The sequence below is a fragment of the Ruegeria sp. HKCCD6604 genome (assembly GCF_013110635.1).
In the GTDB taxonomy this organism is placed as follows: domain Bacteria; phylum Pseudomonadota; class Alphaproteobacteria; order Rhodobacterales; family Rhodobacteraceae; genus Ruegeria.
The window spans coordinates 144,136-156,696 of sequence record NZ_WVQW01000008.1 but is presented as its reverse complement, the minus strand read 5'-3'; the positions used below and the strand labels follow the sequence as shown (position 1 = coordinate 156,696).

At 59.5% G+C, this 12,561-nt stretch carries 14 protein-coding genes and 1 riboswitch; all 14 genes read right to left on the bottom strand.

From position 1 onward, the window contains the following. Positions 1 to 3: 3 nt before the first annotated feature. Entirely contained in the window at positions 4 to 759 is a 756-nt protein-coding gene (gene radC / locus GS614_RS17710; RefSeq protein WP_152459563.1) for a DNA repair protein RadC, read from the bottom strand. 35 nt (positions 760 to 794) lie between these two features. Beyond that, positions 795 to 1,529 (bottom strand): ABC transporter permease, encoded by a 735-nt coding sequence (locus tag GS614_RS17705; protein WP_171726935.1) that lies wholly within the window; start codon positions 1,527 to 1,529, stop codon positions 795 to 797. Then, on the bottom strand, positions 1,526 to 2,254 hold the full coding sequence (locus GS614_RS17700; RefSeq protein WP_171726934.1) for an ABC transporter ATP-binding protein: 729 nt from the start codon (positions 2,252 to 2,254) through the stop codon (positions 1,526 to 1,528). The genes GS614_RS17705 and GS614_RS17700 overlap by 4 nt, the downstream gene beginning before the upstream one ends. After that, positions 2,251 to 2,925: a thiaminase II gene (gene tenA, locus GS614_RS17695; RefSeq protein ID WP_171116775.1), complete on the bottom strand. Its 675-nt coding sequence runs from the start codon at positions 2,923 to 2,925 to the stop codon at positions 2,251 to 2,253. The genes GS614_RS17700 and tenA overlap by 4 nt, the downstream gene beginning before the upstream one ends. Beyond that, positions 2,922 to 3,857, bottom strand: coding sequence for an ABC transporter substrate-binding protein (locus GS614_RS17690; protein ID WP_171116773.1), 936 nt, complete (start codon positions 3,855 to 3,857; stop codon positions 2,922 to 2,924). The genes tenA and GS614_RS17690 overlap by 4 nt, the downstream gene beginning before the upstream one ends. A gap of 20 nt (positions 3,858 to 3,877) precedes the next feature. Then, positions 3,878 to 4,843, bottom strand: a complete 966-nt coding sequence (locus GS614_RS17685) for a HesA/MoeB/ThiF family protein (RefSeq protein ID WP_171171455.1) — start codon at positions 4,841 to 4,843, stop codon at positions 3,878 to 3,880. Beyond that, positions 4,840 to 5,436 (bottom strand): thiamine phosphate synthase, encoded by a 597-nt coding sequence (locus tag GS614_RS17680; RefSeq protein WP_171171457.1) that lies wholly within the window; start codon positions 5,434 to 5,436, stop codon positions 4,840 to 4,842. Before GS614_RS17680 ends, GS614_RS17685 begins: the two co-directional genes overlap by 4 nt. Beyond that, positions 5,433 to 6,197 carry a thiazole synthase gene (locus GS614_RS17675; protein ID WP_171206481.1) on the bottom strand — a complete coding sequence of 255 codons (765 nt, stop codon included), beginning with the start codon at positions 6,195 to 6,197 and terminating at the stop codon, positions 5,433 to 5,435. Before GS614_RS17675 ends, GS614_RS17680 begins: the two co-directional genes overlap by 4 nt. Positions 6,198 to 6,199: 2 nt before the next feature. Continuing rightward, positions 6,200 to 6,394 (bottom strand): sulfur carrier protein ThiS, encoded by a 195-nt coding sequence (gene thiS / locus GS614_RS17670; RefSeq protein WP_152459571.1) that lies wholly within the window; start codon positions 6,392 to 6,394, stop codon positions 6,200 to 6,202. Continuing rightward, on the bottom strand, positions 6,378 to 7,355 hold the full coding sequence (gene thiO, locus GS614_RS17665) for a glycine oxidase ThiO (protein ID WP_171171462.1): 978 nt from the start codon (positions 7,353 to 7,355) through the stop codon (positions 6,378 to 6,380). Before thiO ends, thiS begins: the two co-directional genes overlap by 17 nt. Beyond that, the gene (gene thiD / locus GS614_RS17660) at positions 7,352 to 8,155 is read right to left on the bottom strand and encodes a bifunctional hydroxymethylpyrimidine kinase/phosphomethylpyrimidine kinase (RefSeq protein WP_171726933.1); all 804 of its coding nucleotides are present in this window, start codon (positions 8,153 to 8,155) and stop codon (positions 7,352 to 7,354) included. The genes thiO and thiD overlap by 4 nt, the downstream gene beginning before the upstream one ends. 44 nt (positions 8,156 to 8,199) lie before the next feature. Next, positions 8,200 to 8,305: riboswitch (TPP riboswitch) on the bottom strand. A 238-nt stretch (positions 8,306 to 8,543) separates the two neighbouring features. Continuing rightward, positions 8,544 to 9,692 (bottom strand): molecular chaperone DnaJ, encoded by a 1,149-nt coding sequence (gene dnaJ, locus GS614_RS17655; RefSeq protein ID WP_171116760.1) that lies wholly within the window; start codon positions 9,690 to 9,692, stop codon positions 8,544 to 8,546. A gap of 3 nt (positions 9,693 to 9,695) precedes the next feature. After that, positions 9,696 to 10,421: an FkbM family methyltransferase gene (locus GS614_RS17650; RefSeq protein WP_171116758.1), complete on the bottom strand. Its 726-nt coding sequence runs from the start codon at positions 10,419 to 10,421 to the stop codon at positions 9,696 to 9,698. A 180-nt stretch (positions 10,422 to 10,601) separates the two neighbouring features. Further along, positions 10,602 to 12,509, bottom strand: a complete 1,908-nt coding sequence (gene dnaK / locus GS614_RS17645) for a molecular chaperone DnaK (protein ID WP_152459576.1) — start codon at positions 12,507 to 12,509, stop codon at positions 10,602 to 10,604. Positions 12,510 to 12,561: the final 52 nt, after the last annotated feature.

Below are 12,561 nucleotides of genomic sequence, written 5' to 3'. Positions count from 1 at the left end.
AGGTCACAGATACCCTTCGGAGCGAAAGCTCAACTCGGTCGATTTTCCAATGATCAGGTGGTCGTGAAGGGTCAGGCCCAACGCCGAACAGGCATCCTGAATACGGTTTGTCATGTCGATATCCGATTGCGAGGGCGTCGGATCACCCGACGGGTGGTTGTGCACCAGAATCAGGGCCGAGGCATTCAGTTCCAGCGCTCGTTTGGCAACCTCACGCGGGTAAACCGGTACGTGATCCACGGTGCCTTTGGCCTGTTCCTCATCCGCGATCATTACGTTCTTGCGATCCAGATAGAACACGCGAAACTGTTCGATTTCACGATGCGCCATGGTGGTGTGGCAATAATCCAGCAGCGCATCCCAGCCCGAGATCACATGCCGCTGCATCACCCGGGCGCGGGCCATCCTGTGGGCGCAGGCCTCAAGAATTTTCAGGTCGGTAACCACGGTATCGCCAACGCCTTTGATCTGGCGCAGTCGTTCCTCGGGCGCGGTCAGGACACGATTGAAATCACCAAAAGTGTCCATCAATGCCCGTGCCAGTGGCTTCACATCCTGCCGGGGAATGGACCGGAACAGGACCAGTTCAAGCAGTTCATAATCCGGCATCGCCGCCGATCCGCCGGTCATGAACCGTTCGCGCAGCCGCTTGCGGTGGTCTTTTATGTAGGAGGGTAGCCGGCCAGAGGGCAGCGGCTGCGCCGGGGCTTCGTCCGTATCAAACAGCATCGGGGCTTCAGCAAAGGCGTCCTGTGTCATGAGCGCACCCTGACCCAGAATCGGTTTCTGATTGGTTAACGCACCTCACCCGCCATGCGTGCCGTGGCCCGGCGGACAATCATGTGCAGAAGAATCGAGAATACGCCCAGGGTCAGCATCGCGGCAAACATGAGATCGGTCTTGGCACGTCCATTGGCCAGCAGCATCAGGTATCCCAACCCCTGCGACGAGCCGACCCATTCGCCGATCACCGCTCCAATCGGGGCATAGACCGCCGCCAGCCGCATCCCCGACGCCAGCGACGGAAGAGCGGCCGGAATACGGATATGCCACAATACGGCGCGCCTGCTGGCCTGCATCGTTCGGGACAGATCCAGATACCCCGAAGGGGTGCGCATAAGCCCGTCAAAAAAGGATGAGGTGATCGGGAAATAGATGATCAACACCGCCATGGCGACCTTGGACCACAGCCCATAGCCCAACCACAGCGTCAGCAACGGCGCCAATGCGAATACCGGCAGAGCTTGCGTAAACACGAGCATCGGCTGCACCAGCACCCGCGCCGCCCGCGAATTCGCCAGTTGCAACGCAGTAACGACACCCAGCAGCGTTCCGCATGCCAGACCGATCACCACTTCGATCGCGGTGATCCAGGTATGCTCTGCGATCACCCAGCGGTTCTGCCACCAGGTTTCGGCCACGACGGCGGGTCCGGGCAGGATGAACTTCGGCAACCCGGTCAGGGTCGCGATGCCCTGCCAGATCAGCAAGGCAAACAAAGTTGCGGCCAATGCAGAAAAATACTTCATGCCGCGCCCTCGCGGAGAAGACGCAGCAAGGCACCCTGGGTTTCCAATGTCTCCAGATCATCCACGCGGCGCGGGGCCGGGGCCCGGGGCGGTTCGCACTGCGTCAATCCGTGTTCCGTCATCACCACGATGGATTGCCCCAGACGCGCGGCCTCTGCGGGATCATGGGTCACAAGAAGGACGGTTCGACCGTGCAATGCTTCGGCGGCCAGATCCTGCATGTCAGCGCGGGTGCGGGCATCAAGGGCCGAAAAGGGCTCGTCCAGCAAAACAACGGGGCGATCTTCCATCAGCGTCCGGGCCAGGGCGACACGCTGACGTTGCCCGCCGGACAACGCGCTAGGCTTCTTGTTCATGTGATCCTGTAACCGCATACGTTTTATAAGGCGGCCGCGTCGATCAAGATCAACGGTTTCCCCGCGCAGACGCGCACCCAGCGAGACATTCTGCGCGACGGTTGCCCAAGGCAAAAGAAGATCATCCTGCGCCATGTATGCGACACGCTCAGCCACAGGCAAGCCATCACTGGCCGTGATCCGCCCAGCGAAGACAGCCCCGGTCTCGAGCCCCGCAATCAACCTCAGAACCGTTGTTTTTCCCACGCCCGAACCGCCCAGCAGGCATGCCCACGCCCCGGCCCCAAGGGTCAGGGACAACGGCGCAAACAGGGTCGCGCCGTCGATCGTGGCAGTGCCACTGATGGTCAGTTCGGGCGCAGGTGTCATGGCGTCAACCCCATCTGCCAGAAGTTGACTTCAAGCTCTGTCGCCTTGCGGAAGGTCTGGCACAGTCGATCCCAGCGTGGCGACCCCTGAAAATCAGCCCCGATACGCCGTGTTAGAGCCTGATCCAGCAACTCGCCAACCGCCACACATGCGCCTTGGTAATCTTCGCCGGCATAAGTGTCGATCCAGCCGCGATATGCCTCGGACGTTGCCTCGGCGGACAGGCGCGTACCGATCTCACCATACCCCATGACGCAAGGAACAAGGGCCGCCAGCAGGTCCAGAAGATCTCCGCTGTAGCCTGCTTCCAGGACAAACCGGGTATAGGCCAGATTCTCGTGCCTCTCTGGCGTGGCAAACAACTCTGCCTGCGAGATACCTTCTGCCTCGCAGATACCGATATGCAGTTTCATCTCTTCGCTGATCAAACCGTTCACAGTTCGCGATGCGGCAAGCATTTCTTCATGCGTTTCTGATTTCACCACGGCCAGCGCCCAGGCGCGTGAGAAGTGGATCAGAAACACGTAATCCTGCCGCAGATAGTGCAGAAACGCCTCGCGTGGCAGCGTTCCGTCTTTCATGCCCTCTACGAAGGCGTGGCGGGTATAATCCCGCCACGGCTCCGCCGCAGCATCGCGCATCAGCGCAAAGGCTTTGCCATAATTGCTCATTGCGCGGTCACGTCGATGGTGATGTCACTGACCGGAAGGACGCTGTCGATCATCCCGCTTTCGTTCAGGAAGGTTTCGAACCGGGCATAACGACCGGCATCAAAACCTGCCGGGCGCAGCGCAAAGCGCGGCAGTGTATCGACCCAGGCGCGGGCATTCAGCTCGTCCTGAAGTTCCGGCGAGGTCGCCGCGAAGATTTCCCAGCTTTTTTCCGGATTGTTGACGATATATTGGGTCGCTTTTTCAGTCGCGGCGAGGAACCGGGCGATCTTGTCCTTGTCCATCGTTTCAGGATTGGCGACATAGATCAGTTCATCGTAGGACGGAACGCCCTCTTCCTCGATATAGAAGCAAGTGCCGGGACGACCTTCGATATCCATCTGGTTCAGTTCGAAGTTGCGATATGCGCCAATCACCGCATCCACCTGACCGGTCATCAGCGACGGCGAGAGGGAAAAGTTGACATTGATCAGCTCGACATCGCCCAGCGCAACATCATATTTGCCCAGAACGGTGCCAAGGATGGCTTCTTCGACCCCCGCGACCGAGAAGCCGATTTTTTTACCCTTGAGGTCAGCAGGCGACTTGATCGGCCCGTCTTCCAGCACCAGAAGGCAGTTCAGCGGCGTCGCAACCAATGTGCCGACGCGCTTCAGCGGCAGGCCCTCGTGAATCTGCAAGTGCAATTGCGGCTGGTAAGACACCGCCAGGTCGGCTTGGCCGGCAGCCACCAAACGGGGCGGGGCGGACGGGTCGGCGGGCGGAACGATCTCGACCTCAAGCCCTTGTTCGGCAAAGTAGCCGTTTTCCTGCGCCACGATGATGGGACCATGGTCAGGGTTGATGAACCAGTCCAGCAGGACGGTCATTTTGTCTTCGGCCCATGCCGGCCCGGCGGCCAGAAGGGCGATGGCTGTCATCAGCTTTTTCATGTCTCGCGTTTCCCTTTTCTTCACGAGGTTGAGGCCGCGACGAGGACAATCTCGCCCGGCCAATCTGGTTGAATCTGTTCGGCGGCACGCCATGCCCGCAAACCGGTGGCACAGCAAAGAGCCAGCCTTTTTCCTTTGTTAGGATCTATTCTTCGCAAATTATCCGGTGAAATGCGCGTCGCGTTCGAATGGATGGGAACAGGGGCTTCCTGCGAACTGCGCAGCTCGATGATCTGATCCGTGTCTTTCAGCTGGCTTGCGGACAGAAAGCGAAAGCAGTTGCCGGGCTCGGGTGCGTCATCAAAGCGAAACCCGGTGCTGCGCAGGGTTCTTGCATCGTATTGAACCAACTGCCCAAGGGGCGAGGGATCAAGTCCAAGGATCAAGCTGAGCGCCATCTGCGCCTGCATCGCCCCCATCACGCCAACCACGGGGCCCAAAACCCCCGCAGTGGCGCAACTGGCGCCACTGTCCGGTGCATCGGGAAACACAGCGCGCAGCGACGGGCCCCCGCCGCAGAACCCGCCCACATAACCCGAAAGCCCCAGCACCGAGGCGCTGATCAAAGGCTTGCCCTGCGCCAGACACGTGTCCGACAGGATGTAGCTGGCTGCGTAGCTGTCGGCACAATCCAGAATGATATCGGCTTGCGACACCGAGCCAGGCGCATTTTCACTGGTCAGAGCCTGATTCAGACCGATGACATCAGTTTCACCATTCAGCGCGCGGCAGCGCGCCTCGGCGGTTTCCGCCTTGGAGTGCCCGCAATCGGCCTCGGAGAAAAACGTTTGACGGTGCAGGTTGGACAGATCGACGGTATCACCGTCCATGACCGTAATCCGCCCCACCCCGGCCCCTGTTAAAAGTGGCAGAACCGGTGCAGCCAGACCGCCCGCACCGACGACCAGAACACGGGCCGCCGACAGGCGTGCCTGCCCCTGCGCCCCGACTTCGGGCAAAAGCGTCTGGCGGGCATATCGGCTCATCGTGTGACCTCGATCCACGCGCGCACCCGTGCTTCGGGGTCGGGGTTCAGTGTGATATCCGTGACCGCCGAGACGATGTCCGCCCCGGCCTTCAGCACACCGGTCGCGCGCTCGACACTCATCCCGCCAATACCGACCAAGGGAATATCACCAACCCGCGCCTTCCATTCCGTTACGCGGGGCAGGCCCTGCTGATGCCATTTCATCTTTTTCAGAATGGTGGGGTAGACCGGGCCCAATGCCACGTAATCGGGATCCATGGCCAGCACACGCTCAAGCTCATCATCGTCATGGGTGGAAACGCCCAGTTTCAGACCCGCTTTTCGGATGGCTTTCAGGTCGGCGTCGTCCAGATCTTCCTGCCCCAGATGGATCCAGTCGCAGCCCAGATCGATCGCGTGTTGCCAATAGTCATTGACCACCAGAACCGCCCCATGGTCGCGGCACAATTCGCGTGAGACGGCAATCTGGTCGCGCACCGCATCGTCTGGCTGATCCTTGATGCGCAGCTGCACCAGTTTGACACCCAGCGGCAACATCCGCCGCAGCCAGTCCGAGTGATCAAAGATCGGATAGAAACGGTCCAGCGTCATGACAGGAAGGCCTTTCCAACAACAGGGGTAGAGGGTTCCGCCATATCGCGCGGCTCGATCGGGTCGGCCTGATGGGCCAATTGCCCGGCAAGGGTTGCCTGCGCCATTGCCTTGGCCATCAGAACCGGATCTCCGGCACGGGCCACAGCGGTGTTGAGCAGAACCGCGTCAAAGCCCAGCTCCATCGCGCGGGCCGCGTGGCTGGGCAAACCGATACCGGCATCCACCACCAGGGGAATGTCAGGAAATTCGGCCCGCATCGCACGCAGGGCGTATTCGTTGTTCAGCCCTCGTCCTGACCCGATCGGTGCGCCCCAGGGCATGAGCACCTCGCATCCCGCTTCCAACAGGCGTTCGCCCACGATCAGATCATCGGTGGTGTAGGGAAACACCTCGAACCCATCCTCGGTCAGAATGCGGGCGGCTTCTACCAGTTGGAAAACGTCCGGTTGCAGACTGTCCGTATGTCCGATGAGTTCCAGCTTGATCCATCGGGTCTCGAACACTTCGCGGGCCATATGGGCGGTCGTAACGGCCTCTTTCACCGTATGGCAACCGGCCGTATTGGGCAGGATCAGAACTCCCAATTCGCGGATCATGTTCCAAAAGGTCTGGCCTGCACCCGCTTCGCGCCGCAAGGATACAGTGGCAACGCCTGCACCGCTTTCGCGAAACGCCTGTTCCAGAATGGCCGGGCTTGGATATTGCGCCGTGCCCAGCATCAGCGGGTTGGGCAGTTCAGTGCCGTAAAACGTCTTCATCTTCAGCCCCCCTGCATCGGTGCGACGACCTCGACCCGGTCGCCTTCGGCCAGCTTGTGAGCGACGCGCAGACTTGAGGGCACGAAATCTTCGTTCACGGCGGTGGCCACACGGCCCGAGAAACCGCATTCATCCAACAATTCCGACAGGGTTTCGGCGCGCACCTCGCGCGTCTCGCCGTTAAGCACGATCTTCATCGACCATCTCCGAATGTGTGTTGTTCAGCGCCAGATCTGCAACACCCCGCGCCAGCGCCGGTGCCAGCAGATATCCGTGGCGATAAAGCCCGTTGGCATAGATCGTCCGGCCCAAACGCCGGATGCGCGGCAAGTTGTCGGGAAAGGCGGGGCGCAGATCGACGCCTATCTCCAACACTTCGGCTTCGCCAAAAGCCGGGTTCACGGCATAGGCCGCGCTGAGCAATTCCAGCATCGAACGGGCGGTAATGCGGCTGCTGTCCTCGGATTCGATCATGGTCGCACCCAACATATAGACACCGCCGCCGCGCGGAACGATATAAAGCGGCATCCGCGGGTGCAGCAAACGAACCGGGCGCGTCAGTTCCACGTCAGGGCATCGTATGACCAGCATCTCACCCTTCACGCCGCGCAGATCATGCAGGTATTCGCGGGCGTGAAGGCCACGGCAGTCAATTGCTTTTTCCAACTGAGCGGGCGCCAGCTTCCGGTGGAACGCGACACCCTGGCTTTGCAATTGACGACACAGATCTTGCAGCGCCTGACGCGGATCAACATGGGCTTCGCGTTCGAAGAACAGGCCTTGGCCAAACCCTGCCAGATCAGGCTCTAATTCAGATATTTCTGCCCGTTCGACCTTGGTGAACTCTTTTGTCCGACGCGCAAATCGGCGCAGGTCCGGCACATCACGGGCACTTGCGACAACAAGCGTTCCCCGACGGGTCACTTTGGTACGTTGGGCCCACCATTCAATCGCTGACTGCCCAAGGCGCAGCACCGGTTCTTCCGCGTTTTCATATTCGCACCAAGGTGCCAGCATTCCCCCGGCCCACCACGAACACCCATGCGGGCCCGGTGGCCCGCCGGGGTCGAATATCTGCACTTTTGCACCGCGCGACACCAGTTCGCTGGCAACGGCAAGACCGGCAACCCCTGCCCCTATGACAGACCAAAGCGTCACGAGGGCCAAACCCGGTGGAAATGATGCACCGGGCCGTGCCCAGCGCCGACATTCAACTCATCCGCGCGCGCGATGGCCCCTTGCAGATAGTCATGCGCCTGCGCAACCGCGTCCCTCAGGGTCAGCCCCGTGGCCAAACCGGCGGTGATGGATGACGACAGGGTGCATCCTGTTCCATGGGTGTTTTTCGTATCCTGACGCGGGGCCTGAAACTCGGCCATGACACCCGACCGATCGATCAGAAAATCGTGGCAGATTTCACCTGACCCGTGTCCGCCTTTCATCACGACTGCACCCGCACCCAAGGCGCACAATGCCCGGCCCTGTTCAGCCATCTGCTCACGCGTTTCCGCCGCTGGCATGTTCAGCAGGCACGCCGCCTCAGGCAGATTCGGCGTAAGAACCGTCGCCGTTGGCAACAACACATCGCGCAGCGTCCGGACCGCCTCTTGCGCCAACAGAGCGTCGCCGGATTTGGCGATCATGACCGGATCAAGAACCACGGGACCCTCGAAAGCCGCCAGCCCCCTGGCGACCGTATGAATGATCTCAGGTGTGCCAAGCATGCCGATTTTGACGGCCCTGACGTCAAGATCGTTCAGAACCGCGTCGATTTGAGCGGAAATCACATCCAGCGGAATCCCATGCACCGCGGTGACAGCTTGCGTGTTCTGCGCGGTAACGGCGGTGATGACACTTGCGCCAAAAACACCCAGCGCCGACATTGCCTTCAGGTCAGCCTGAATTCCCGCGCCGCCGCCACTGTCGGATCCTGCTATGGTCAGGGCAATTGCCGCCATGTCGTTGCTCCATCTTCTATGGGCAACGGAGTAGAGAAAACGTCTGTGTTCAAGAGACCGTTCCCTACGCCGGAATTGCCCGGATCAGGTTCGATGGGTTAACGCGGTTGCGTCTCTCAGCCCTCTCAAAGGGCACCCCAACGGTTGAGGCGGACAATCTCAGGGTCGAGGGCCGGAATCAAGACTCAATTTTCCAGATATATTGCCACTTTCAGCTTTCTGCTAAGGCCAAAACTGCATGTAAATGACAGAGGCATGCGAGGCTCTGCCTCGCGCTCCGGGATATTTTGGGCCAGATGAAGAACGGGTCCCATGCTTCATCTGGCTGCAAATATCCCGGGGGAGTCGCCCGAAGGGCGGCGGGAGCAGAGCCCCCGTTCCTGGTCGTTCAGCCTTTCATACCGTCCCAGAAAGACTTGACAGACGAGAAAAAGCTTTTTGATTCCGGATGGTTGTCTTCACCCAGATCATCAAACTCGCGCAGCAATTCTTTCTGACGGCTGGTCAGGTTGACCGGGGTTTCCACGGCCAGCTCAATGAACATGTCACCCACACCACCGCCGCGCAACGCAGGCATGCCTTTGCCGCGCAGACGCATTTGCCGACCCGACTGACTTCCGGCCGGAATCTGAACGCGGCCGCGACCGCCATCGATGGTCGGAACCTCGATCGATCCGCCCAGCGCCGCCTTGGCCATGCTGACCGGCACGCGGCAGTAGAGGTTCACGCTGTCGCGTTCGAACAGTTTGTGCTCGGCCACTTCGACGAAAATATACAGATCGCCCGGAGGGCCGCCGCGCATTCCCGCCTCACCTTCGCCTGCCAGACGAATTCGCGTACCGGTTTCGACACCGGCAGGAATGTTCACCGACAAAGCGCGGTCTTTTTCGACCCTGCCGGCCCCCTGACAGGATTTACAGGGGTTCTTGATGATCTGACCCAGCCCCGAACAGGTGGGGCAAGTCCGTTCCACCGTAAAGAAGCCCTGTTGTGCCCGCACTTTCCCCATGCCCGAACAGGTGGGGCAGGATGTGGGTTCAACGCCACCTTCAGCCCCGGTACCTTCGCAGGACGAACACGCCACGGCCGTTGGCACGTTGATGGTTTTTTGCAGGCCCGAGTAGGCTTCTTCCAGCGTCACACGCAGGTTGAAGCGCAGGTCCGAGCCGCGCGCGGCGCGACGCCCGCCGCCACTCCTTTGACCACCCATGAAATCGCCGAACAGGTCGTCAAATACATCCGAAAATGCGCTGGAGAAGTCGCCTTGACCGCCAAAGCCGCCACCGGGGCGGCCACCGCCGCCCATGCCGTTTTCAAATGCGGCATGGCCAAAGCGATCGTAAGCTGCCTTCTTTTCGGCATCACGCAGAACGTCGTAAGCCTCGTTGGCTTCCTTGAACTGCGCCTCGGCATCCGGGTTGTCCTTGTTGCGGTCAGGGTGCAGCTCTTTGGCTTTCCTGCGAAAACCCTTCTTGATCTCATCCGACGAAGCGCCCTTGGACACGCCGAGCACTTCGTAATAGTCGCGCTTTGACATTTGTTATTCCTTCGTGCCGCCGGACGCGGTGCTTTCATTGAGCCTGTACACGCCGTTGGTGTTGTTTGCAAAACTGGCCACGTAACCTGCCTTATTCAAGACCTCGTCAAGCCCGTCATCCGAATGCTTGATTTCTATCAGCAGCACTTCGGGCCAAATCTCCCGCGGTGCGTCTTCGAAAAAAGCGCGCAATACGCGGGTTTCCTGACCTTCGATATCCATTTTCATGGCATCAACCTTGGTCAGCCCGGCATCGCGTATCGCGTCCAACAACGGAATCGCCTGAACGCACAGATCGCCCGACTCGGCAACTTTGGCATGACCCCGATCGCCAAGGTTCGCGGATTCGAACCACACCTCACCCGGTTTGTTGGACAAGGCCTTGTCGCAATGGATGACCTCACTGGCTTGATTGGCAGCCAGATTGGTACCAAGGCGAGCCTTGTTGACCGGATCCGGTTCAACAACCAGTGTTTTCAGGTTGCGCCCCAACTTCTGCGCAACTGATCTGACCCACAGGGTGTACAGCCCGACATTTTCACCGGCGTCGACAAAGACATAATCGCCAGAGCCCTGCGACATATGGTTGGCCAGCGATTGACGCTCATCCAGATCAAAGAACTGCGAGCCGGTTATGACGCGACGTTCGGCCCAGTTGTCAGATGGGTACAATCGGCATTTCTGTCCGCCAAACACCTCAACATCGTAAGGCTCTCGCTGAGAGGCCATTACTATCCTGCGAATTCCGGACGACATCCATTGACGCGGCATGCCCTCAGACCACCGGCGCAATATTTCCATCCGATGTGAGAGAGCGTAGGTGCCAAAAGAAGGTTTCGGAGACGCGTGCTGCATGGTCAAGACCGTTCCGGCAGGCCCGAACCAGGCCTGCCGGAACCGATTAACGCGTTAGGCGCGCTTGTCGTCGTCGAGGTCTTCGAACTCGGCGTCGACGATGTCATCGTCGCCTGGTGCAGCGTCTGCGGCAGCAGGTTCCTCTTCGCCTTCTTCGGCTTGCGCCTTATAGATGGCTTCGCCCAACTTCATCGCGGCTTCGGTGACGTTCTGGATGCCCGACTTGATCTTGTCGGCATTTTCGGTTTCCAGCTCGTCCTTCAACGCGGCGATCGCCAACTCGATGGCTTCGATCGTGGTCGGGTCGACCTTGTCGGAATGCTCTTCCATCGACTTTTCGGTCGAATGGATGAGGCTTTCCGCCTGGTTCTTCGCCTCGATCAGCTCGCGGCGTTCCTTGTCGGCTTCCGCGTTCTCTTCGGCGTCCTTGACCATCTTTTCGATATCCTCGTCGGACAGTCCGCCCGATGCCTGGATGGTGATCTTCTGTTCTTTGCCAGTGCCTTTGTCTTTGGCCGAAACCGAGACGATGCCGTTGGCGTCGATGTCAAAAGTCACCTCGATCTGAGGCATGCCGCGCGGTGCCGGCGGGATGTCTTCAAGGTTGAACTGACCCAGGATCTTGTTGTCCGCAGCCATTTCACGCTCACCCTGGAACACGCGGATGGTCACGGCGTTCTGGTTGTCCTCGGCGGTCGAGAAGACCTGAGACTTCTTGGTCGGGATCGTGGTGTTGCGGTCGATCAGGCGGGTGAACACGCCCCCCAGCGTTTCGATACCCAGCGACAGCGGGGTCACGTCCAGCAGAACCACGTCTTTGACGTCGCCCTGAAGAACACCGGCCTGAATGGCGGCGCCCATGGCAACCACTTCGTCCGGGTTCACGCCCTTGTGCGGCTCTTTGCCGAAGAATTTGGTGACCTCTTCGATCACTTTCGGCATCCGGGTCATACCACCGACCAGAACAACTTCGTCCACGTCAGCAGCCGACAGACCCGCGTCTTTCAGAGCGGCCTGGCAGGGCTTCAGCGACTTCTTGATCAGGTCCGACACCAGCGATTCCAGCTTGGCACGGGTCAGTTTCATGACCATGTGCAGCGGCTGACCGTTGGCGCCCATCGAGATGAAGGGTTGGTTGATCTCGGTCTGCGAGGTCGAGGACAGTTCGATCTTGGCTTTTTCCGCGGCTTCTTTCAGACGCTGCAGGGCCATCTTGTCCTGAGACAGATCGACACCGTGTTCCTTTTTGAACTCATCCGCCAGGTAGTTGACGATGCGCATGTCAAAGTCTTCACCACCCAGGAAGGTGTCACCATTGGTCGATTTGACCTCGAACAGGCCATCGTCGATTTCCAGGATTGTCACGTCGAAAGTACCACCACCAAGGTCATAGACCGCGATGGTTTGGGTTTCTTCCTTGTCCAGACCATAGGCCAGCGCAGCAGCTGTCGGTTCGTTGATGATCCGCAGAACTTCCAGACCGGCGATTTTACCGGCATCTTTGGTGGCCTGACGCTGGGCGTCGTTGAAATATGCCGGAACGGTGATGACCGCCTGGGTGACATCTTCGCCCAGATAGCTCTCGGCGGTTTCCTTCATCTTGCCCAGAATGAAAGCGGAAATCTGGCTGGGGGAGTATTTTTCACCGCGGGCTTCAACCCACGCGTCACCATTGCCGCCATTCACGATGGAATACGGCACCATTTTCTTGTCTTTTTCTACTTCGGCATCATCCACGCGACGACCGATCAGACGTTTGACGCCAAAGATCGTGTTGTCGGGGTTGGTGACCGCCTGACGTTTTGCAGGCTGACCGACCAGTCGCTCATCTTCGGTGAAGGCGACGATCGAAGGCGTGGTCCGCGCCCCTTCGGCGTTTTCGATGACCTTCGGCTGCGAGCCCTCCATAATGGCTACGCAGGAGTTCGTGGTTCCGAGGTCAATCCCGATTACTTTTCCCATTTTTGCAATCCCTTTCTCTTCAAGGCGATGTCCCGAGGGTCGGACCCTTTAT

Coding starts and splice junctions, on each gene's coding strand:
- thiD (WP_171726933.1), bottom strand. CDS start 8,155: ATGGCGGCAATTGCCCTGACCATAGCAGGATCCGACAGTGGCGGCGGC.
- GS614_RS17650 (WP_171116758.1), bottom strand. CDS start 10,421: ATGGCCTCTCAGCGAGAGCCTTACGATGTTGAGGTGTTTGGCGGACAG.
- GS614_RS17705 (WP_171726935.1), bottom strand. CDS start 1,529: ATGAAGTATTTTTCTGCATTGGCCGCAACTTTGTTTGCCTTGCTGATC.
- GS614_RS17685 (WP_171171455.1), bottom strand. CDS start 4,843: ATGAGCCGATATGCCCGCCAGACGCTTTTGCCCGAAGTCGGGGCGCAG.
- GS614_RS17690 (WP_171116773.1), bottom strand. CDS start 3,857: ATGAAAAAGCTGATGACAGCCATCGCCCTTCTGGCCGCCGGGCCGGCA.
- dnaJ (WP_171116760.1), bottom strand. CDS start 9,692: ATGTCAAAGCGCGACTATTACGAAGTGCTCGGCGTGTCCAAGGGCGCT.
- tenA (WP_171116775.1), bottom strand. CDS start 2,925: ATGAGCAATTATGGCAAAGCCTTTGCGCTGATGCGCGATGCTGCGGCG.
- GS614_RS17680 (WP_171171457.1), bottom strand. CDS start 5,436: ATGACGCTGGACCGTTTCTATCCGATCTTTGATCACTCGGACTGGCTG.
- thiS (WP_152459571.1), bottom strand. CDS start 6,394: ATGAAGATCGTGCTTAACGGCGAGACGCGCGAGGTGCGCGCCGAAACC.
- GS614_RS17675 (WP_171206481.1), bottom strand. CDS start 6,197: ATGAAGACGTTTTACGGCACTGAACTGCCCAACCCGCTGATGCTGGGC.
- GS614_RS17700 (WP_171726934.1), bottom strand. CDS start 2,254: ATGACACCTGCGCCCGAACTGACCATCAGTGGCACTGCCACGATCGAC.
- dnaK (WP_152459576.1), bottom strand. CDS start 12,509: ATGGGAAAAGTAATCGGGATTGACCTCGGAACCACGAACTCCTGCGTA.
- radC (WP_152459563.1), bottom strand. CDS start 759: ATGACACAGGACGCCTTTGCTGAAGCCCCGATGCTGTTTGATACGGAC.